Annotated in this window: 16 protein-coding genes; 8 read left to right on the forward strand and 8 right to left on the reverse strand. The window is 61.9% G+C overall.

The features are described 5' to 3' along the window. Positions 1-1337: 1337 nt before the first annotated feature. The 5 genes from OKC41_RS20175 to OKC41_RS20195 form a co-directional block, all read right to left on the reverse strand. Positions 1338-2324 carry a YafY family protein gene (locus tag OKC41_RS20175; protein WP_029313511.1) on the reverse strand — a complete coding sequence of 329 codons (987 nt, stop codon included), beginning with the start codon at positions 2322-2324 and terminating at the stop codon, positions 1338-1340. Between the two features lie 304 nt (positions 2325-2628). After that, the gene (locus OKC41_RS20180) at positions 2629-3015 is read right to left on the reverse strand and encodes a SirB2 family protein (RefSeq protein ID WP_010672572.1); all 387 of its coding nucleotides are present in this window, start codon (positions 3013-3015) and stop codon (positions 2629-2631) included. Then, a complete protein-coding gene (locus OKC41_RS20185; protein WP_010672573.1) occupies positions 3012-4868 on the reverse strand; it encodes a monovalent cation:proton antiporter-2 (CPA2) family protein in 1857 nt (618 codons plus the stop codon). Before OKC41_RS20185 ends, OKC41_RS20180 begins: the two co-directional genes overlap by 4 nt. Before the next feature lie 70 nt (positions 4869-4938). Then, complete coding sequence (locus tag OKC41_RS20190) at positions 4939-5538, reverse strand: NAD(P)H-dependent oxidoreductase (protein WP_041212184.1); 600 nt, start codon at positions 5536-5538, stop codon at positions 4939-4941. 59 nt (positions 5539-5597) lie between these two features. Further along, a complete protein-coding gene (locus OKC41_RS20195) occupies positions 5598-6440 on the reverse strand; it encodes a LysR family transcriptional regulator (RefSeq protein ID WP_041212185.1) in 843 nt (280 codons plus the stop codon). A 140-nt stretch (positions 6441-6580) separates the two neighbouring features. Between OKC41_RS20195 and OKC41_RS20200 the strand changes: the two genes are divergently transcribed. From OKC41_RS20200 to OKC41_RS20225, 6 genes are all read left to right on the forward strand, one after another. Continuing rightward, the gene (locus OKC41_RS20200) at positions 6581-7303 is read left to right on the forward strand and encodes an SDR family oxidoreductase (protein WP_010672575.1); all 723 of its coding nucleotides are present in this window, start codon (positions 6581-6583) and stop codon (positions 7301-7303) included. Positions 7304-7379: 76 nt separating this feature from the next. After that, positions 7380-7703: a hypothetical protein gene (locus OKC41_RS20205; protein ID WP_039040397.1), complete on the forward strand. Its 324-nt coding sequence runs from the start codon at positions 7380-7382 to the stop codon at positions 7701-7703. A 45-nt stretch (positions 7704-7748) separates the two neighbouring features. Further along, the gene (locus tag OKC41_RS20210) at positions 7749-8180 is read left to right on the forward strand and encodes a DUF411 domain-containing protein (protein WP_043154436.1); all 432 of its coding nucleotides are present in this window, start codon (positions 7749-7751) and stop codon (positions 8178-8180) included. Positions 8181-8468: 288 nt separating this feature from the next. Next, complete coding sequence (locus OKC41_RS20215) at positions 8469-10634, forward strand: S9 family peptidase (protein ID WP_128271426.1); 2166 nt, start codon at positions 8469-8471, stop codon at positions 10632-10634. Positions 10635-11181: 547 nt separating this feature from the next. Then, on the forward strand, positions 11182-12153 hold the full coding sequence (locus OKC41_RS20220; RefSeq protein ID WP_029313514.1) for a TAXI family TRAP transporter solute-binding subunit: 972 nt from the start codon (positions 11182-11184) through the stop codon (positions 12151-12153). An 87-nt stretch (positions 12154-12240) separates the two neighbouring features. Continuing rightward, the gene (locus tag OKC41_RS20225) at positions 12241-14805 is read left to right on the forward strand and encodes a TRAP transporter permease (protein ID WP_270672310.1); all 2565 of its coding nucleotides are present in this window, start codon (positions 12241-12243) and stop codon (positions 14803-14805) included. A gap of 88 nt (positions 14806-14893) precedes the next feature. On the opposite strand, the gene OKC41_RS20230 is transcribed toward OKC41_RS20225, so the two are convergent. Next, the gene (locus OKC41_RS20230; RefSeq protein WP_005332188.1) at positions 14894-15052 is read right to left on the reverse strand and encodes a hypothetical protein; all 159 of its coding nucleotides are present in this window, start codon (positions 15050-15052) and stop codon (positions 14894-14896) included. Between the two features lie 172 nt (positions 15053-15224). Here OKC41_RS20230 and OKC41_RS20235 point away from each other — a divergent pair, with 172 nt between their 5' ends. After that, positions 15225-15851 (forward strand): lysoplasmalogenase, encoded by a 627-nt coding sequence (locus tag OKC41_RS20235; RefSeq protein WP_045522987.1) that lies wholly within the window; start codon positions 15225-15227, stop codon positions 15849-15851. A gap of 60 nt (positions 15852-15911) precedes the next feature. Here OKC41_RS20235 and OKC41_RS20240 read toward each other — a convergent pair whose 3' ends face one another. Together OKC41_RS20240 and OKC41_RS20245 are read right to left on the reverse strand one after the other, a co-directional pair. Next, positions 15912-17465 (reverse strand): DHA2 family efflux MFS transporter permease subunit, encoded by a 1554-nt coding sequence (locus OKC41_RS20240; protein WP_113069468.1) that lies wholly within the window; start codon positions 17463-17465, stop codon positions 15912-15914. Continuing rightward, positions 17465-18517: an HlyD family secretion protein gene (locus OKC41_RS20245; protein WP_270672311.1), complete on the reverse strand. Its 1053-nt coding sequence runs from the start codon at positions 18515-18517 to the stop codon at positions 17465-17467. The genes OKC41_RS20240 and OKC41_RS20245 overlap by 1 nt, the downstream gene beginning before the upstream one ends. A gap of 97 nt (positions 18518-18614) precedes the next feature. Here OKC41_RS20245 and OKC41_RS20250 point away from each other — a divergent pair, with 97 nt between their 5' ends. After that, a complete protein-coding gene (locus OKC41_RS20250; protein ID WP_010672586.1) occupies positions 18615-19517 on the forward strand; it encodes a LysR family transcriptional regulator in 903 nt (300 codons plus the stop codon). Positions 19518-19865 lie beyond the last annotated feature (348 nt).

Genomic DNA, 19865 nt, shown 5'->3' on the forward strand with positions numbered 1-19865 from the left:
CGGGGGTCGCGGGTTCGAGTCCCGTCCGCTCCGCCACTAAATTGAAAGGCCTTCCCTATCGGGAAGGCCTTTTTGCTATCTGACATTTACCCAGTCTCTCATCCTCAGTAGCAGGTAGCTTGGTTGGGTTATCACCCATCCCTACGGCAATCTCCGCCCTATAGAATGGCATTCATGCTTCATTCGTGGTCACACACATAGACAGTTCAGGGATGACTCAACAATCTGCCTGGCTGAGCAGAAGTCAGTGGCCATCGTTACCTGGAGTTAGTCGCCGGGAAATATCCTGGCTGGTTGGTTGCGGCTGATCTGCTGCGTTCTGAGGGCCTAGTGGATGTCGCTGAGCATAGACGAGGGAGGGCGGAGGAAAGGCAAGGAGCGCTACTGTGGCTGCCTCTGGTGGGTATACAAACAGGTTATCAGTGATGCAGATGGCGTGATGTGGGCAGGATCGCTCAGGCTGATTCCATTCTCTGATGTGTGGCCGCACAAAAGAAAAGGGGACAGCAGACGCTGTCCCCTCAAGTCATTTCGTCCATTCCCTGAACTGCCATGCTCCCTGCAATCCTTGACGCTATCCTTTCCTTTGGAAATTCCCCTTCCCAATCCGTTGGGGTGTCCTGTGGCCTTCCTAGCCTGGCAATCTGTCCTGATTGCTTCACCCTCTCCTTCCTAGAGGTGTCCATTACCACATCCCGTGGTGTTCCTGCGTCATCCTGACTGATAACCATCCTGGCTATCACGCTTCATCTTGAAGCTGTTCCTGACCGCGTCTTGCGGTGTCCTTTCATCCTTGATGAGCGACAATCCGTGCCACTCAACCTTATCCCGAGGTATCCAACTACCGCATCCTGCGGTTGTCCTGTCGATCCTTGTGATAACCATCCTGGCTATCAACCCCATCCCGAGGTGTTCCTTGCCCACATCCTGCAGGCTATTCCTTGTTTATGCGCTGTTTCTGCATCCTGCCGAATCAGCTCGTCCTTGTGAGACCCATACTAAGGCAATTACGGGCTCGAACAAGGTGTGCATTCGGCTTGGGTTCCGTGACATGCGGTGCAGAAATGGGCTTGTGTGGAATATTATCTAAGTTTATCAGTTGCTTAGATAGTTTCCATGGAAAGCATACCCAGTGCGGGATGGCTTCACGTACGGTTCAACACTGAGGGGTCTTACAGGGGGAATGGCAGATCTCTTACAAGCAGAAATCGGTAGGAAAACGATGGTACAGCCGCTTCAATCAGGGGTGTAAGAGTTCAAAATTAATTGAATACTTATGCTTTAAAAGTAGACAAAAGCCGAGATAAATCTCGGCTTTGTATTGTCTGCTGGTTTCTTTAGCTGACCCTTGTCCCAGGAGTCGGGTAGGCCTTGCGCAGTGATTCGGGTGCAAGCACCTCCAGGTTGCCGCTCATGTTGTTCAGCCAGGAGCGGAACTCGGGCGTATCCTGCACTTCGGTCTCCACCACCACGCTGCGCTTGTCGTAACGGGTCATACGCGGGTTATGTCCCGGGATTTGTCCATCGATCAGTGTCGGGCAGTTGGCATCGATGCGCCCGACGAAGCGGATCGGACCGCTGACGTCCTGATAACCCTGGTCGCGGATTAGCTTCTGGATATTGAAGTCCTTCGGCTGGGTCGCGCTGAAGTTGGTCAACTCCACGTTCTTGATGTGATCGAACGGAATGCCGTAGACCTTGGGATCCAGCTCGGAGAGGGTACAGAGCAGGATGGGGCCATCGGGCTGGTTCAGGATGCCGAGGGGATTGATGCGGTCATAGCAGAGCCAGACAGTACGCTCCTTGATGACACGCTGGATCTCGGCGCTGAACTTGCGGCCACGCCAGAGGGCGTCGCGGATCAGGGTGCTGCGGCGGATCTCCGGATTGCCGGCGAAGGGGCGAGGTGACTGGTGCACGCTCTCCAGCCAGCGCTCGGCCAGTTCGCTCTGGCTGTCGCGGATCACCTGACCAGCCTTGTCGATCAGCGGGTTCAATTCGGTCAGCACGCTTGCCGGCAACAGTTGGCTCGCCTGGTCGCTCCAGGTTTTCAGGGCCACTGCCAGCGAGAGCGGCATGATGTTGGCAAAGTCATTGAGACCATGGCGCTCGAAGCACCAGCCATGAGGCTTGCTGCGCTCATCGGAGGTGAGGTCGAACAGTCCCATGCCGGACATCTCTTCCAGGTCCCGTTGCACGGTACGGAGACTGACGTGAATGCCTTCCTCTTCCAGTTTTACCTGGAGTTGGCTGGCGGTCAGCTTGTAAGGGCGGTGCGGGATGCAACGCGCCAAGGTCAGTTGTCGTAACAGCTTCTTACTCATGGTGCATGCCTTCACTGGTTTAGCGTTGAGTGTATCCTAGCCATGCCTTGCGACAGTCTATGTCGCAAGTTTTGCTGCGACAACTGTCGCCATTTTCATACAAACCAAGCTAACTACATGATCATAAAAGAGAACACTCTCTTTTCTGGCAGCAATTGAGGCTAAAAAATGATGAAAATTCGCCAAATGAAAGTGCTGTCTTACGGATTTGGTGTAGAAGAAAAAACAGAAATGATGGGTAAGCGCAGAATATGATGTGGAGGAGAGGGCTCTCCTCCACCGGACGGGGATTTTTGCTGTCGGATCAGGCCAGCCAGGACCAGGCTGATTTGGTGATGGCTGCGCCCACCATGTAGCCGAATACTGCGAGAGCGGCCACTCCGGCCACCAGCTTCTGGCCGCGGGCAGGACGCTTGAGCGCCATGACGCCGAAGCCGATGTAAACCACCAGCGCGATCAGCTTGGCCATCAGCCAGGGCTGCTGACCCGGGCTCATCTGCAGGGTCACCGCCAGCAGCACCCCGAACAGCAACAGTAAGGTGTCGTTGACATGGGGCAGGATCTTCAGCCACTTCTGCTGCAGGCGGGCACTGCCCCCCAGTGCCAGCAGCCAGCGATAGAGGAAGAGCAGCAGGCTGACCAGGGCCAGGGTCATGTGAAGGTGTTTGAGCATGGGGTAATAGGCAATCATGTTGCTTCCTTGTCGTTGTCGGGCAGACCGCTGTTCCATTGATGGGCGTGGGTACGCTCCTGTCCTTCCTGATCGTCTTGCAGCAGGTCGGAGAGGATGTCGCGGTATTGCAGGCTCTTGTTGATATAGGTGTGTTCGTCGTCCAGGTAGTTGACCTGTTCCCGCAGCAGCCGGTTGTCATACTGCTTGAACATCTGCCCCGCACGCCAGGCCTGATTGGCCCTGAATCCCAAGAGGGTGAGTGCTTCTACCCCAAGATCCACGGCCGACCCCAGGGTTTCGCGGTGCACGCTGTCTATCCCGTGGCGCAGGATCTCGTGGGCATGGGGTCTGTCCTGGGCACGGGCCAGTATTCTGAGGTGCGGGAAGTGCTTTTTCACCATCTCGATCACTTCGAGGGAGGTGGCCGGGTCATTGAGGGAGAGCACCAGGAGTTTGGCCTTGTGGGCGCCGGCCGCGTGCAGCAGGTCGAGTCGGCTGGCATCCCCATAAAACACCTGGTAGCCGTACTTTCTCAGCATCTCTATCTGGCTGGCATCCTGCTCCAGGATGGTGGTGCCAATACCATGGCCGTGGAGCAGACGCCCCACTATCTGACCGAAGCGACCGAAGCCGGCGATGATGACCGGGTGTTCCACCAGCTCGGGCTGTTCGTGTTCGGGGGTGTCGCTCTGGTTGCGGTAGTCGAACCAGGGCTGGATCACCCGATCGTTGAGGATAAGCAGCAGCGGTGTCAGCGCCATGGAGAGGGCGACGACCAGAGTCAGCAGTGAGATGGTGCTGCCCGGCAGTACCTTGTTCTGGGCGGCGAACGAGAACAGCACGAAGGCGAACTCCCCGCCCTGGGCCAGGGCCAGGGCGAAGGTCCAGCGCTGGTTCGGGGAGAGGCGAATGACAAAGCCGAGCCCCATCAGCACCAGCCACTTGAGCACCATCAGACCGATCACCAGTGCCGGGATCAACAGGGGATGGGCGGCAAAGAGGCTGAAGTCGATGCCGGCACCCACCGACATGAAGAAGAGGCCGAGCAGCAGCCCCTTGAACGGCTCTATGTCTGCTTCCAGCTCGTGGCGGTATTCGCTGTCCGCCAGCACCACGCCGGCGAGGAAGGAGCCGAGGGCGGGGGAGAGGCCGACGGATTCCATCAGCACGGCGATGGCGATCACCAGCAGCAGGGCGGCAGCGACGAAGATCTCCCGCATGTGGGACTGGGCGATGGCGCGAAACACCGGCCGCATCAGGTAATGACCACCCAGCACGATGCCGGCGATGGCGGCCACCACCAGCAGGCCGTGCTGCCAGCCTGCCAGCTCCGAGCTGCCGCTGCTGGCGACCGGTGCGATGGCCAGCAGCGGCAGGATCGCCAGGATGGGGATGACGGCGATGTCCTGGAACAGCAGCACGGCGAAAGCGGAGCGGCCGCTTTCGCTCTGCATCAGTTTGCGCTCCTGCAGGCTCTGCAGCACGATGGCGGTGGAGGAGAGCGCAAGAATGAGACCGATGGCGAGCCCCTGCTGCCAGGGCAGACCCAAAAGATAACCCACCCCGGTCAGGGCGACACTGGTGAGCAGCACCTGCAGACCACCGGTGCCGAGGATGGGCCCTTTCAGTTGCCACAACAGAGCCGGGCGCAGCTCCAGACCGACCAGAAACAGCATCAGCACCACTCCGAACTCGGCGAAGTGCATCACGTCTTTCTGCTCGCCCACCAGACCAAGCAGGAAGGGACCTATGATGATCCCCGCCAGCAGGTAGCCAAGGACGGAGCCCAGCCCCCACCGCTTGGCCAGCGGGACGGCGATCACCGCCGCCGAGAGGTAGATCAGGGCGTCAAACAGCAATCCATGTCCCATCAGCGGCTCCTCCTTAACATGATGAATGCCGGTGAGGGCTGGCCGGGCCTGCGCCCGGATCGAGTGTGTGTCATGGGAGTACCCCCAGCAGATCGCGCAGATAGGGGCTCTCGGCCAGCTGGGCCGGGGTCAGCTGCTCGTCACGCAGGGCGCACAGCAGTTGGCGATAGTCCTGGCCGCAGCGGCGCAGCGCCTCGGGATCCTCGAGCTTGTGGAAAGAGTGCAGCACGAAAGGGGGCAGCCAGCGCATGCCACACAGCTGTGCGGTCTGCTGGAAGGGGAGCAGGAAGTCGAGCAGCGGGCGCTGGTTGTAGCCGGCGCGGCAGTAGGACTCCGGGCCGCCCCCCGTGGTGATGGCGCTGAGCCACTGCTTGCCGTTGAGGGCATGGGCCTCGGGGCCGTAGGCATAGCCGTACTCCAGCACCAGGTCCATCCACTCTTTCATGATGGCCGGGCAGGAGTACCAGTAGAAGGGGTGCTGGAAAACGATGATGTCGTGCTCCGCCAGCAGGGCCTGTTCCCGTTTCACGTTGATGAACATGTCCGGATAGCGCTGGCAGAGATCGTGCAGGGTGATCCCCTCCAGCCCCTCGATGGCGTGCAGCAGTTGCTTGTTGGCCCGGGAACTCTGCAGCGCCGGGTGTGAAAAGATGACCAGAATGCGTTTCATGGGATTCCTGAAGAGGGTCTGCTGCCGGCACATGCGACAGACTGTGAGCTGAAACGTTATCAAGAAGCTCCCTGGCCCGCCAGTTCCGGGATCAGTGCGCGCAGCGCCGGATTCAGGGTCTGGTGGGCGGGGTAGCAGAGGCCGATGCGGCGGAACATCCGGGGGCCGCTCACGGGCAGGGTGCACAGGCCCGCTTCGTCCTCCACCAGCCCGTCGGGCAGGAAGCTGATGCCCACTCCGGCCAGCACCAGCGCCATCACCAGCCCCTTGCTCTCGGCCTTGGCCACCAGATTGAGGGTGAGCCGGTCACAGGCCAGCAGGCCTATGGTTTGCTGATGGGCTTCGCAGGGTGGGCACTCAATGAAATCATGGTGTTGCAACTCAGCCAGCTCGATACGCGCCCTGCCCGCAAGAGGGTGTCCCCTGGGAACGCACAGCACGTACTCCTCTTCCCAGAGCGGCAGGAAGATCTCGTCCTCCCGGCGCAGGGCATCCAGGGTCAGCCGGCAGTCGGCCGGGGTGCCGTAATCGGAGAGGGTGAGATCCAGCTCGGGCAGCACCCCCTGCACCCGCCGAAGCAATCCCGCCAGCCGACGGCGGCTGAGGTCGGGCATGATGGCCATGTTGAGTCTCGCACGCGTCGCCTTCTGGCGAAACAGGGTCGGCAGGCGACGCGCCTCTTCCACCAGCTTGACGGCGTGGGGATAGAGATAGTGGGCCGGATCCTTCGCTTCCACCCCCTTCTTGCCCCGGATGAAGAGGCTGTCCCCCAGGCTCTCTTCGAGCTGGCGAAGGCCGGCGGAGAGGGAGGGTTGGCTCACGTGGCAGCGGGCTGCCGCCGCCGTGATGTTCTTCTCTTCATAGATGGCGATGAAGAAGCGCAGCAATCTCAGGTCCAGCATGGGGATACCATAGTTAATTCAGATGATAACCAGCGGAAAACTATATTTATCGCCGATGGATGTAGCGACTATAGTGACTGGGTCCCGTGCTGGCCAGCCCTTGTTTGACGCCCATTTCAACGCATCAGAAGGAAAACTCCATGTCCAAGTCCCTCGTGGTGATCACCGGCGCGTCCGCCGGGATCGGTGCCGCCATTGCCCGCGCCTTCTCCGCCGCCGGCCATCCGCTGCTGTTGCTGGCCCGCCGGGTCGAGCCCATGCAGGCGCTGAACCTGCCCGATACCCTCTGCATCGGGGTCGATGTCACCGACACCGCCGCCATGAAGGCCGCCGTGGCGCAGGCGGAGGCGCAATTCGGCCCGGTGGGATGTCTGGTCAACAATGCCGGCGTCATGCTGCTGGGACAGGCCGACGTGCAGGATCCCGCCGAGTGGCAGCAGATGCTCAACATCAACGTGATGGGGGTTCTGAATGGCGTGCATGCGGTACTGGCCGGCATGAAGGCCCGCCGCAGCGGAACCATCATCAACATCAGCTCCATCGCCGGTCGCAAGACCTTCCCGAACCATGCCGCTTACTGCGCCACCAAGTTCGCCGTTCACGCCCTGACCGAGAATATCCGGGAAGAGGTGGCCGATGTCGGCGTGCGGATGGTGACCATCGCTCCGGGCGCGGTGGAGACCGAGCTGCTCAGCCACACCACGGACGAGCGCATCAAGGCGGGCTATCACGACTGGAAGGATCAGATGGGAGGCGTCATTGCACCCGAGGTGATCGCCGACGCCGTGCTCTACGCCTGGCACCAGCCGGCCAACGTCTGCGTGCGGGAGATCGTGCTGGCGGCCACCCGTCAGCAACCCTGATGCAGACGGGGGAGGGGTTGACCCTCCCCCTGGGCCAAGGGTTACCATAGGCCCTCTTTCGTCATTGAGTCGTCTCATGGTCCTGACCCGTCGCCAACTCGCTCGCGCCCGCCGCTGGCTCCCCCTGTGGAGTCTGGTGCTGGTGCTGATGTCGTTTGGCAGCCGTGCGGCCACCGATCTCTGTACCCTGACGCCCCATTGCAGCCAGAGCGAGCGTACCCTGGAAAAAGCCATGCCCTGCGGCAGCTTCACCTCGGCGCTCGCCATGACGGTGCTCACCAGCGACAGCCTGACGGTTGCCCGGCTTGAGCCCGACAGGCCGACATTCCTCTCTCCCTCTCTGTTCATGCCGGAGGCGCCCCTGGAGCGTCTCGAGCGTCCGCCCCGTCACCACGGCTGAGTCGAGTTTCCCTTTCCGGGCATTTCTTCTTAACCGAGGTGAGATATGTACAAGTCCCTGTTACTGGCCGTGCTGGCCGGTACCATCAGTTTTTCTGCTCTGGCAACCGGGCAGATGACCGTCTACAAGTCCCAGTATTGCGGTTGCTGCAAGACCTGGATCAAGCACATGGAAGAGAACGGCTTTGAGGTCAAGGTCGTGGAAACCGAGCAGCTTGACCCGATCAAGCAGCAGCATGGCATCACCCCGCAGCTGGCCTCCTGCCACACCGGGGTGGTGAATGGCTATGTGGTGGAGGGGCATGTGCCCGCTGCCGACGTGCAGAAGCTGCTCAAGGAAAAACCGGCGATCCGCGGTCTGACCATTCCGGGGATGCCCCAGAGTGCGCCGGGCATGGATATTCCGGGTCAGCCCTATCAGGTGCTGAGCATCAGTGACGAGGGCGCGACCAAAGTCTGGTCGAGCTACCCCGGCTGATGGATGCTGACCGTGAGCAGACACACTTCCATCATGTGAGGCACACCTGAGCGAACCCGTGTCGCCCACGGTCAGGGAGGAGGGCCGCCATCGCGAGATGGCGGCCCTTTTTCGTCGATTTGGGGGGTAATGTCCGGGGAGCCCTTGCAACCCCGGGCGACAAGGGGCAGATTGATCGCCAATTTTTATTTTCTCAGGGACGCTTTTCCCACTGCCTGCCGGTGTGCCGTCTGGATGCGTGCAGCACCAGCGGGAGGGGCGGCCCTGTGACAGCGCAAAGGATGCGACATGTTCACCTTTTCCCGGGGGTTGCTGCTGGCTTGCCTGCTTGCTGCGCCCTGTTCCCATGCCAACGAAGAGTCCGCCATGCCTACAAGCGATACTTCCACCCAGCCTGTCATTGTCCCCCCGGTGGCTGCCAAGCACCCCCATACCCTGAAAAAACACGGGGACACGCGCGTCGACAACTACTACTGGCTGCGTGACGACGAGCGGCAGAAGCCCGAGGTGCTGGACTATCTCAAGGCCGAGAATGCCTACACCGAGGCCATGCTCGCACCGATCAAGCCGCTGCGCGAGCAGCTCTACAAGGAGATGGTGGCCCGCATTCCCCAGCAGGACGAGTCTGTCCCCTATGTGAAGAACGGCTACCGCTATCAGACCCGTTACGAGCCGGGCAAGGAGTACGCCATCTACTCCCGCAGCAAGGTGGAAGGGGACGGGGCCTCCGCCCTGCTGCTGGATGGCAACCAGCGCGCCGAAGGCCACGAGTTCTATGCCCTGGGGGCGCTCGAGGTGAGCCGCAACAACCGCTGGCTGGCGGTGGCGGAAGATTATCTCTCCCGCCGTCAATACAGGATCCAGTTCCTCGATCTGGAGAGCGGCGCCTGGGCTGCCGACACCCTCGAGAACACCTCCGGCAACCTGGTGTGGGCCAACGACAGCAAGACGGTCTTCTACGTGCGCAAGCACCCCAAGACTCTGCTGCCCTACCAGGTCTATCGCCACGAGCTGGGCACGGATCCCGCGAAGGACACCCTGGTCTACGAGGAGAAGGACGACTCCTTCTATGTGAGCCTCTACGCCACCACCTCGGAAGATTTCATCGTCATCTCCCTCTCCAGCACCACCACCAGCGAGGCGCGCCTCATCGATGCCAATGTGCCGGGCCAGACGCCACGCCTGTTCCTGCCCCGTCAGGTGGATCACGAATACAGCCTGGATCACTACCGCGGCCGCTTCTATGTGCGCTCCAACAAGGACGGCAAGAACTTCGGCCTCTATGAGACCAAGGAGAGCCCGGTGGATCGCTGGAAGGCGGTGATCGCCCCCAATCCGGACGTGCTGCTGGAGAGCTATGCCCTGTTCAGGGACTGGCTGGTGCTGGAGGAGCGCAGCCAGGGGTTGACCCGGTTGCGTCAGGTCAACTGGCAGAGCGGCGAACAGAAGGAGATCGCCTTCGACGATCCCGCCTATGTCACCTGGCTTGCCTACAACCCGGAGCCGGACACCAGCGCCCTGCGCTATGGCTACTCCTCCATGACCACGCCGTCCTCCACCTACGAGCTGGACATGGACAGCGGCAAGCGGACTCTGCTCAAGCAGCAGCCGGTGGCAGGCTTCGTGCCTGCGCAATATGCCAGCGAGCGGCTCTGGATCACCGCCCGTGACGGCGTAGCCGTGCCGGTGTCGCTGGTCTATCGCAAGGACAAGTTCAAGAAGGCAGGGGGTGGTGCAGGCACCAATCCCCTGCTGGTCTACGGCTATGGCTCCTACGGCGCCAGCATGGACCCGGACTTCAGCAGCTCACGCCTGAGCCTGCTGGACCGGGGCTTCGTCTACGCCATCGCCCATATCCGGGGTGGCGAGGAGCTGGGCCGCACCTGGTATGAAGAGGGCAAGCTGCTCAAGAAGCAGAACACCTTCAACGACTTCATCGACGTGACCGAGGCGCTGGTGGCGCAAGGCTACGGCGCCAGGGATCAGGTCTATGCCATGGGAGGCAGCGCCGGCGGCCTGCTGATGGGGGCCGTCATCAACCAGGCGCCCCAGCTCTATCGCGGCGTGGTGGCCCAGGTGCCCTTCGTCGACGTGGTCACCACCATGCTGGACGAGTCCATTCCCCTCACCACAGGGGAGTATGACGAGTGGGGCAACCCGAACCAGAAGCGCTACTACGACTACATGAAGGCCTACAGCCCCTACGATCAGGTCAAGGCCCAGGCCTACCCGAATCTGCTGGTGACCACGGGGTTGCACGACTCCCAGGTGCAATACTGGGAGCCGGCCAAGTGGGTGGCCAAGCTGCGTGAACTGAAGACGGACGACAACCAGTTGCTGCTCAGTACCGACATGGAGGCCGGTCACGGCGGCAAGTCGGGCCGTTTCAAGGCCTATGAGGACATCGCCCTGGAGTTCGCCTTCATTCTGGAGCTGGCTGGCAGCAAGGCGTGATGGCCGGGCCCAAATGAAATCAGCTTGTTACCAAACCCCGTTCCGGCAGCCCCGGATCGGGGTTTTTGCATCTTGGCGACAAAAGCGTCATTAACGTCGTGTTTATGCTGTTCAGTAAGCACTTCGCAATATAACGGACCAGGTTTCTAATCCTTGCCAGTCAAGGGTTGCGAAAGAATCTGGGCGTGCTTTTTATTGCTTCCCTTTGATAGTTCATGTAATTAATCTGCCCTTGAGAAATGAATGATCCGCTTCAAACTTCTCGCTATTTAAATCCGCCATTTTGCTGTTTTGTTTGATTTATGTTGGTGTTATGTGCTTAATCGGGGCGTTAATGCTTTTGAACTGACCCGTTTCTGGTCAGATCACCTCCGATCGGCATGACGCTGATTATCTCACCGCAGGATGATGGTGGCTTCTGGAAGGGCGCGTGCCGCTCGACCATTTCCTCGTACGAGGTCGTATAGGCGAACCCAGTCTTGATGCGGGTCTGTCTCATATTCTCCCGGGAAACGGGTGAAATAAATCAATGAAAAGGATGAAGAACATGAAAGGATTATCCTTGGCGTGCGCCTTGTCGGCGGCTCTGGTCGGTGTGTCGTTTGGTGGTCCGGTGCAAGCGCAGGAGCGCTTCGTGACCATAGGCACCGGCGGTCAGACCGGCGTCTACTACGTGGCGGGCCAGTCCATCTGCCGCTTCCTCAACCGAGGCGCCGCCGATCACCAGATCAAGTGCAACGCACCGGCCAGTGGCGGCGGTGTTGCCAACGTCAACGGCATCCGCTCCGGCGAATTCAACTTCGGCATCATGCAGTCCGACCACCAGTACAAGGCGATGAAGGGCGTCGAGCCGTTCAAGGCCGAAGGTCCGATGGATGACATCCGCGCCGTCTTCTCCCTGCAGAGCGAAGTGTTCACCATCCTGGCCCGCAAGGACGCCAAGGTCGCCAGCTTCGACGACCTGAAGGGCAAGCGCGTCAACATCGGCAACCCGGGTTCCGGTCAGCGTGACACCTTTGAAGAGATCATGACCGTGAAGGGCTGGGACAAATCCGCGTTCAGCCTGGTCTCCGAACTGAAACCCGCCGAGCAGGCCTCTGCCCTGGGTGACAACAACATCGACGCCATGAGCTACTTCGTCGGCCACCCGAACGGCGCCATCCAGGAAGCCTCCACCACCACGGACACCGTGCTGGTGCCGGTCACCGGCCCCGAGATCGACAAGCTGCTGGCCGAGAAGAGCTACTACAGCAAGGCCGAGATCCCGGGTGGTCTCTACAAGGGCAGCCCGAACCCGACCCCGTCCATCGGTGGCAAGGCGGTGCTCTCCACCAGCGCCAAGGCTGACCCGGAAGTGGTCTACCAGCTGGTCAAGTCCGTGTTCGACAACCTGGACCGTTTCAAGCGCCTGCACCCGGCCTTCGCGGATCTGAAAGAAGCCGACATGATCAAGGTGGGTCTCTCCGCTCCGCTGCATGAAGGCGCTGTGCGTTACTACAAGGAACGTGGCTGGATGTAATCCGGCAGCGTCTTCGGATGTGCCCCGGACTCGCTCCTCCTTCGGGGGAGCGAGTCTCATTTATTGCAGTACCTACAGAGTCACACTATGCAGCAAACACAACAACAAGAGGCGTTCTCGGCCGAGGAGCTGATCGCCCAGGACGTCGGCGCCAGGCTGCCCGTCGGCCCCATGAGCTGGATCATCGCGGGTCTTGCGCTGATCTGGTCCCTGTTCCAGCTCTGGATTGCCTCGCCGCTGCCCTTCTCCCTCGGCATCGGCGTCCTCAACGACACTGAAACACGCTCGATTCACCTAGCCTTCGCCATCCTGCTCGCCTACCTGGTGTTCCCCGCCATGCGCAGCTCACCGCGAGACAGGGTTCCCCTTGCCGACATCGCTCTCGGCCTCGTCGGTGCCGCCGTCGCCAGCTATCTGTTCGTGATGTACCAGGAGCTTGCCCAGCGTCCCGGCAACCTGACCACCATGGACTTCGCGGTGGCCTGCGTCGGCATTCCGCTCCTGCTGGAAGCGGCCCGCCGCGCCCTGGGCCCGGCCCTGGCGGTCATCGCCATCGTCTTCCTGGCCTACAGCCTGGCCGGTCCCTGGATGCCTTCCCTGCTGGCCCACCGCGGGGTGAGCCTGCATGCGCTGGCCAACCACCAGTGGATCACCACCGAAGGGGTGTTCGGCATCGCCCTTGGGGTCTCCACCAGCTTCGTCTTCCTGTTCGTGCTGTTTGGCGCCCTGCTCGAGCGTGCCGGTGCGGGCCACTACTTCATCCAGCTCGCCTTCAGCCTGCTGGGTCACCTGCGCGGCGGCCCGGCCAAGGCGGCCGTGGTCGCCTCGGCCCTGACCGGCGTCATCTCCGGCTCCTCCATCGCCAACGTGGTGACCACGGGCACCTTCACCATCCCCATGATGAAACGGGTCGGTTTCTCCAAGGAGAAGGCCGGCGCGGTGGAAGTGGCCTCTTCGGTCAACGGCCAGATCATGCCGCCGGTCATGGGGGCTGCGGCCTTCCTGATGGTGGAGTACGTGGGCATCCCCTATGTGGAGATCATCAAGCACGCCTTCCTGCCGGCGGCCATCTCCTACATCGCCCTGCTCTACATCGTGCACCTCGAGGCGCTCAAGCTCGGGATGCAGCCCATCGGCAACCGTCAGCCGCGCCCCTGGCTGCGTCGCCTGACCGGCTTCGCCTTCGGTGCCGCCCTCATCAGCGGCCTCTCCATGGCGGTCTACTACGGTCTGGGCTGGCTCAAGCCGGTACTGGGTGACTATGCCCTGCCGGGGATCAGCGTGCTGCTGGCCGTCGCCTACCTGGGACTGCTGAAGATCGCCGCGAGCAACGCACCGCTGCCGGCGGAAGACCCGGACAAGCCACTGGACGAGCTGCCCGAGACCCGCGCCGTGCTGCTCTCCGGCCTGCACTTCCTGCTGCCCGTGGTGGTGCTGGTGTGGTGTCTGATGGTGGAGCGCCTCTCCCCCGGCCTGTCGGCCTTCTGGGGTTCGGTGATGCTCATCATCATCCTGCTGACCCAGCGACCGCTGCTGAACTGGCTGCGCACCGACGGCAAGCATGACTACGGCTCCTTCACCGATGGCGTAGTGGACCTGCGCGAGGGGCTGATTGCCGGTGCCCGCAACATGATCGGCATCGGCATTGCCACCGCCACTGCCGGCATCATCGTCGGGGCCGTCTCCCAGACCGGCGTCGGCCTGGTGCTGGCGGATCTGGTGGAGTTCCTCTCCATGGGCAACCTGCTGCTCATGCTGATCCTCACCGCGCTGCTGAGCCTCATCCTCGGCATGGGGCTGCCGACCACTGCCAACTACATCGTGGTATCGAGCCTGCTGGCGCCGGTGATCGTCACCCTGGGTCAGCAGAACGGCCTCATCGTGCCGCTCATCGCGGTGCACCTGTTCGTCTTCTACTTCGGCATCATGGCGGACGTGACCCCGCCGGTGGGGCTGGCCTCGTTCGCCGCGGCCGCCGTCTCCAAGGGCGACCCCATCAAGACCGGGATCACGGCGTTCTACTACAGCCTGCGTACCGCGGCGCTGCCCTTCCTGTTCATCTTCAACACGGATCTGCTGCTGATCGACGTGGACTTCGCCCACGGCGTACTGATCTTCTTCGTGGCCACCATCGCCATGCTGATCTTCGCTGCCGCCACCCAGGGCTTCTTCCTGGTGAAGAGCCGCTGGTACGAGAGCGTGCTGCTGCTGCTGGTGGCCTTCACCCTGTTCCGTCCTGGCTTCTGGATGGATCTGCTGCACGACCCGTATCGCGACACAGCCCCGGCCGAGCTGGTCCAGACCATGGGGCAGGTGGAGGCCGAGAGCACCCTGCGCCTGCGCATGGAAGGGGAAGATGCGGTGGGCAAGTTGCGCCGCTTCACCGTGCTGCTGCCGGTGCCGGAGGGCGTCAGTGGTGAGGACCGTCTGGCCAAGCTGGGGATCCAGACCTATGAGCAGGACGGCAAGATCCTGATCGACACCGTCACCTTCGGCAGCCAGGCCGCCGATCTGGGGCTGGAGATGGATCAGCAGATCCTGAGCGTCAAGGCGCCTACCGAGCGCTGGCCCAAGGAGCTGATGTGGCTGCCGGGCTTCCTGCTGTTCGGGGCCGTGGTCTGGCTGCAACGCCGCCGGGTCGCTCGATCCTGATCATCACCCAATAAAAAACGGCGCCTTCGGGCGCCGTTTTTTATGCTGGACTGTGATGCCGGCCGCTTCGGGCCATCAGTCCAGGGCATCAGTTGGACTGGGTCTGCTTCTGTTTTTGCAGTTGGTCGAGGGTCTGCTGCTCCTGCGGGCTGAGGCCAAGCTGCTCGCAGGCCTGTTCAAAGCTGATGCCAAGATGGCACATCATGATATCGATAGCGGGCAGGTAGTTGGTCATAGCGTCTTCCATGGTGATCCTCCAGAGCTGTCTCTTATGCCCGAGGGCGGAGATGGGGGCAATTAGACTTTAGGTGTAGGGTGCCATCTGCTTCAGCCTCTGCCACTGGCCGGGGGAATTTGCTACTCTTGCGGGCACTAAAGAGGTTGCCGCCCCAGGGCGAGCAGCCGGTGAGGAGCAGGGCATGTTATTGAGTTTCTTGATCATCGCATCGGGCTGGTGGCACATCCGCGCGGCTTACGGCTCAGACTCCCGTCAGTTCTACATCAGCAAACCCCTGACCATGCTGTTCATCATCGCCCTGGCGTTTGGCTACCAGGGCGACGATCACAACGGCTCCCACGCCTGGATCCTGCTCGGTCTCTGCTTGTCGCTGGCGGGTGACGTGCTGCTGATGCTGCCACGGGATCGTTTCATCCAGGGACTGGCGGCATTTCTTGTCGCTCACCTCTGCTACATCGTCGGGTTCGCCCAGGGGCCCCTGGTGCTCAAGCTGGTGGACGGCCTGTTGCTGCTGTTGGTGGCCGGCATGGTGTTCGGGCTCCTGTGGGGGCAGCTCGGCGAGATGAGGATCCCCGTCTTCTGCTACATGCTGGTGATCATCGCCATGGCCTGGGTGGCTGCCGGTGCCTGGCATGCCTCTCTCACTGCCGGCAGCGCCGCCGCCCTGGTGGGGGCGCTGATGTTCCTCTTCTCCGACAGCATGCTGGCGCTGGACAGATTCCGCCGCCCCTTCCCCCATGCCACGGCCTGGATCATGAGCAGCTACTTCGCGGCCCAGTTCCTGATCGCCGCCTCCCTGGCGGGCTGACCGGCGGGCAGCTATGAAAAACGGGCCTTCTGGCCCGTTTTGCTATGTGATCCCCACCTTTCACGCCTCGACCGGTTCTGCGTCAGGGTCCCTCGGGGCCGGCTGCTTGAGCAGCAGCATCAGGGCGCTGGCGATCAGCAGGAAGATACCCATTACGTAGAACACCTGGTTGTAGGCCATGATGGCCGCCTCGCGGCTGATGGTGTTCGACAGCATGGCCCGGGCCTGCAACTGGGCCTGCTCCGGCCCGGCTCCCTGGGCCATCATGTTCTGGGCCAGCTGCATCAGATAGGCCTGCCCCTCGATGCTGGTGGCGGCCAGGGTGCTACCGATCTGGCTGACATGAGTCCGGGTGTCGTTGTCGATCAGGGTGGCGATGATGGCGATGCCGAAGGCGCCCCCCAGGTTGCGCAGCACGTTGAGCAGGGTGGAGGAGGAGGGGATCTCGTCCGGCGTCAGGCTGGCGGTCGCCACCAGGGAGAGGGGCACCATGATGAAGGGCTGCCCCAGGGCCCGCACGATGAGGGACTGGATCAGCTGGGGCCCGGCGTAGTCGGCATTCATGTTCACGTTCATGAAGCAACTGATGGCGAAGACCAGAAAGCCGAAGCTCACCAGATAGCGCGGATCTATCTTGTGGGTCAGCTTGGGCACCAGGGGGAGCACCAGCAACTGGGGCAACCCCATCCACATCAGCACCTCACCGATTTCCAGGGCGTTGTAATTGTGGATCTGGGTCATGTAGAGGGGCAGCACATAGATGGAGCCCATCAACCCCATGCCGAGCACCAGGTAGGCGAAGCAGGCCAGGGCGAAGCGCGGGTTGTGCAGCAGCCGCAGGTTGACCAGGGGGTGGCGGCGCAGCAACTGGCTGATGACGAAGAACACCAGGGCCACCACCGAGATGACGGTGAGCCGCACGATGAAGCTCGAGCCGAACCAGTCCTCCCGGTTGCCCTCTTCCAGCACCACTTCCAACAGGCCGAGACCCACCGCCATGGTGAGGATACCGATGAGATCCACCCGCTTGATCACCTCCCAGTCCACCGGCTTCCTGTCCAGTCCGTGGGCCAGCATGGCCATCACCAGCAGGCCGGGCGGCACGTTCAGATAGAAGATGTAGTGCCAGGACATCTGCTCCGTCAGCCAGCCCCCCAGGGTCGGGCCGATGGCGGGGGCGAAGGTGGCGCACAGGCCGAACAGCGCCATGCCGGTGGCCCGCTTGTGCAGCGGCAGCAGGCTGACAATGAGGGAGAAGGCCATGGGGATCAGGGCCCCGCCGGTAAAGCCCTGCAGCGCCCGAAAGACGATCATGCTGGTGAGGTTCCAGCTGAACGAGCAGAGCACGGAGGCGACGATGAAGGCGCCCGTGGTCCACAGCAGGTAGCGCCGCACGCTCAGTCCCCGGCTCAGCCAGCCGCTCAGCGGAATGGCGATCATCTCCGCCACCAGATAGGAGGTGGAGATCCAGGAGCTCTCGCTCAGGGTGGCCGAGAGCGCCCCCTGAATGTCTTTCAGGGAGGCGTTGGTGATCTGGATGTCGAGGATGGCCATGAAGGCGCCGATGAGGCCCCCCATGACCGCGATCCAGTTGCGGCGTGGTATGGCGTCCATCAGTGGGCGGCCACCACGGGATCAGGGGTGCGGGTGTCGACGATCACCTCGGTGGAGAGGCCGGGCAGCAGCTTGCCCGCCAGGGCGCCCGGATCCGGCATGCGGATCTTGACCGGCACCCGCTGCACGATTTTGGTGAAGTTGCCGGTGGCGTTCTCCGGCGGCAGCAGGGCGAACTTGGCGCCGGTGGCCGGAGAGAGGCTGTCGATGATCCCCTCGACCGGTTGATCCGGATAGGCATCCAGGATCACCTCCACCTTCTGGCCCGGCTGCATGTGCTGCAACTGGGTCTCTTTGAAGTTGGCCTCGACCCACACCTGGCTCAGGGGCACCAGGCTGGCCACCTGCATACCGGACTGGACGTAGAGCCCTTCCCGCAGGCTGCGCTTGCCGATGATGCCGTCAGCCGGGGCTCGCAGCTCGGTGTAGCCGAGTTCCAGCCTGGCTTGTTCAAGCTGGGCCTCGCTCAAAGCCAGCCTGGCCTGGTTCTGCTTGGCTTCGGCATCCAGCACCAGCAGCCGCTCGCGGGCGGCCTGCAGGGCGGCTTTGGCCTCCAGTGCCTGGGCCTGGTTGACCTGCAAGCCGGCACGGACCTCGTCCAGGCTGTCCTGGGAGCTGTAGTGACGCTCATTGAGCTGGCTGACCCGGCGCACCTGCTGCTGGGCCCGGACCTGCTCGGCATTGGCCGAGCTGACCTTGGCCTCGGCCTGGCGGATGAGGCTCAACTGCTGGATACGGGTGGCGGCGAGGTTATCCGCAGTCGCCTGGTTGAGGCGCAGATCGGCCTCGGCCTCCGCCACCTTGGTCCTGTATTCGCGGTCGTCGAGCCGGGCGATGAGCTGGCCGGCCTTCACCGCCTGGTTGTCGGTCACCAGTACTTCGCTGATGTAGCCGGAGAGCTTGGAACCGATGCCGGTCACCTCGCTTTGCAGGTAGGCGTTGTCGGTGCTCTCGAAGTAGCGGCCATGCAGATACCAGTAACCGGCAAACAGCAGGCCGAGCAGGGCCAGCACCAGGGCGGCCAGCAGGGGGATCTTCTTGTGTTGACTCATGATATTGGTTTTCCTGAACTGTGGCGGGCAGGCTAACATCGTGTAACTGTTTCGATTAGTATCCATTCATGAGATATACAGTTTCACTGGTGAAACAATGGACCTGAATGCTGCCTTAATCCTCGTTCGTATCGTCGACAAGGGCTCCTTTACCGCCGCTGCCCAGGAGCTGGGCATGACCAAGGCGACGGTGAGCCGCCGCATTGCCGAGCTGGAGCAGCGTCTCGGCGCGCGGTTGCTCTATCGCTCCACCCGGCAGCTCACCCTGACGGAAGCCGGTGAACAATATTATCTACGCTGCAGCAAGGCGGTGGAGGAGCTGGCCCAGGCCGAACTGATGCTCAGTGCCAGCCAGCAGGAGGTGACGGGGACCCTCAAGCTGGCGGTGCCCATCGAGACGGGACAGCTGGTGGTGGGCAGGCTGGTGGCGAACTTCCTGCAAGCCTATCCGGGCATGAAGGTGGAGCTGGAGCTGACCAACCGCATCGTGGATCCCATCAGCGAGGGGCTGGATGCCATCGTGCGGGTCGGCGACATGAGCGACTCCAACCTGGCGGCGCGGCGTCTCTGGAGCACCGAGCGGCTGCTGTGCGCCAGCCCGGACTATCTGGCGCGCCACCCGGTGATCCAGAGGCCCGCCGATCTGGTGCATCACGAGCGGATCGCGGTCAGCACGGGGTTCCTCGCCTCGCACTGGTGTTTCGAGCTGGATGATCGCGAAGTGCTGGTGGATCCCCCGTCCCGCTTCCAGGTCAACAACATCACCTGTGCCAGGGAGGCGGCGAAGGCGGGGCTGGGGCTGGCTTCCCTGCCCGCCATGCTGTGCCATGATGAGCTGGCGAACGGGACGCTGGTCTCCTTGCTGCCGGAGTGGCAGCAACCCAGGGTGCCCATCTACCTGCTGTTTCCCGAGCGGCGCCTGATGCCGCGCAAGCTGAGGGCATTCATCGATTTTCTGGTGGCCAACGGCCCGGCTTACGGCATCGACAAGCTGCTGTAAGGGTTTCGAGGACAACGTATGGAGCGGTGGATGAATCTGTATCGGGCATCGCACTCCCGGAAGATGCTCGCCCTGGAATGATGGTAGTGCTGGTGATGACGGCACTGGCAAGGGTTTCGAGGACAACGTATGGATCAGTGGATGAATCTGTATCGGGCATCTCGCTCCCGGAAGATGCTCGGCCTGGAATGATGGTAGTGCTGGTGATGATGGCACTGGCAAGGGTTTCGAGGACAACGTATGGATCAGTGGATTAACTTGTATCGCGCCTCTCATACCAATCAGATTAAAGATGTGATCTAATTGCTCTATTCTGGTTTCACTGTACTCAGTATGTCCGATCCAATC

Source organism: Aeromonas sp. QDB17 (assembly GCF_027705305.1).
GTDB lineage: Bacteria > Pseudomonadota > Gammaproteobacteria > Enterobacterales > Aeromonadaceae > Aeromonas > Aeromonas caviae.

Bases quoted from the DNA above. Each gene is read 5' to 3' on its own strand.
- OKC41_RS20175 (WP_029313511.1), bottom strand. From the start codon at position 2,324: ATGAGTAAGAAGCTGTTACGACAACTGACCTTGGCGCGTTGCATCCCG.
- OKC41_RS20200 (WP_010672575.1), top strand. From the start codon at position 6,581: ATGTCCAAGTCCCTCGTGGTGATCACCGGCGCGTCCGCCGGGATCGGT.
- OKC41_RS20180 (WP_010672572.1), bottom strand. From the start codon at position 3,015: ATGATTGCCTATTACCCCATGCTCAAACACCTTCACATGACCCTGGCC.
- OKC41_RS20185 (WP_010672573.1), bottom strand. From the start codon at position 4,868: ATGGGACATGGATTGCTGTTTGACGCCCTGATCTACCTCTCGGCGGCG.
- OKC41_RS20235 (WP_045522987.1), top strand. From the start codon at position 15,225: ATGTTATTGAGTTTCTTGATCATCGCATCGGGCTGGTGGCACATCCGC.
- OKC41_RS20250 (WP_010672586.1), top strand. From the start codon at position 18,615: ATGGACCTGAATGCTGCCTTAATCCTCGTTCGTATCGTCGACAAGGGC.
- OKC41_RS20240 (WP_113069468.1), bottom strand. From the start codon at position 17,465: ATGGACGCCATACCACGCCGCAACTGGATCGCGGTCATGGGGGGCCTC.
- OKC41_RS20195 (WP_041212185.1), bottom strand. From the start codon at position 6,440: ATGCTGGACCTGAGATTGCTGCGCTTCTTCATCGCCATCTATGAAGAG.
- OKC41_RS20225 (WP_270672310.1), top strand. From the start codon at position 12,241: ATGCAGCAAACACAACAACAAGAGGCGTTCTCGGCCGAGGAGCTGATC.
- OKC41_RS20205 (WP_039040397.1), top strand. From the start codon at position 7,380: ATGGTCCTGACCCGTCGCCAACTCGCTCGCGCCCGCCGCTGGCTCCCC.
- OKC41_RS20190 (WP_041212184.1), bottom strand. From the start codon at position 5,538: ATGAAACGCATTCTGGTCATCTTTTCACACCCGGCGCTGCAGAGTTCC.
- OKC41_RS20210 (WP_043154436.1), top strand. From the start codon at position 7,749: ATGTACAAGTCCCTGTTACTGGCCGTGCTGGCCGGTACCATCAGTTTT.
- OKC41_RS20230 (WP_005332188.1), bottom strand. From the start codon at position 15,052: ATGGAAGACGCTATGACCAACTACCTGCCCGCTATCGATATCATGATG.
- OKC41_RS20220 (WP_029313514.1), top strand. From the start codon at position 11,182: ATGAAAGGATTATCCTTGGCGTGCGCCTTGTCGGCGGCTCTGGTCGGT.
- OKC41_RS20215 (WP_128271426.1), top strand. From the start codon at position 8,469: ATGTTCACCTTTTCCCGGGGGTTGCTGCTGGCTTGCCTGCTTGCTGCG.
- OKC41_RS20245 (WP_270672311.1), bottom strand. From the start codon at position 18,517: ATGAGTCAACACAAGAAGATCCCCCTGCTGGCCGCCCTGGTGCTGGCC.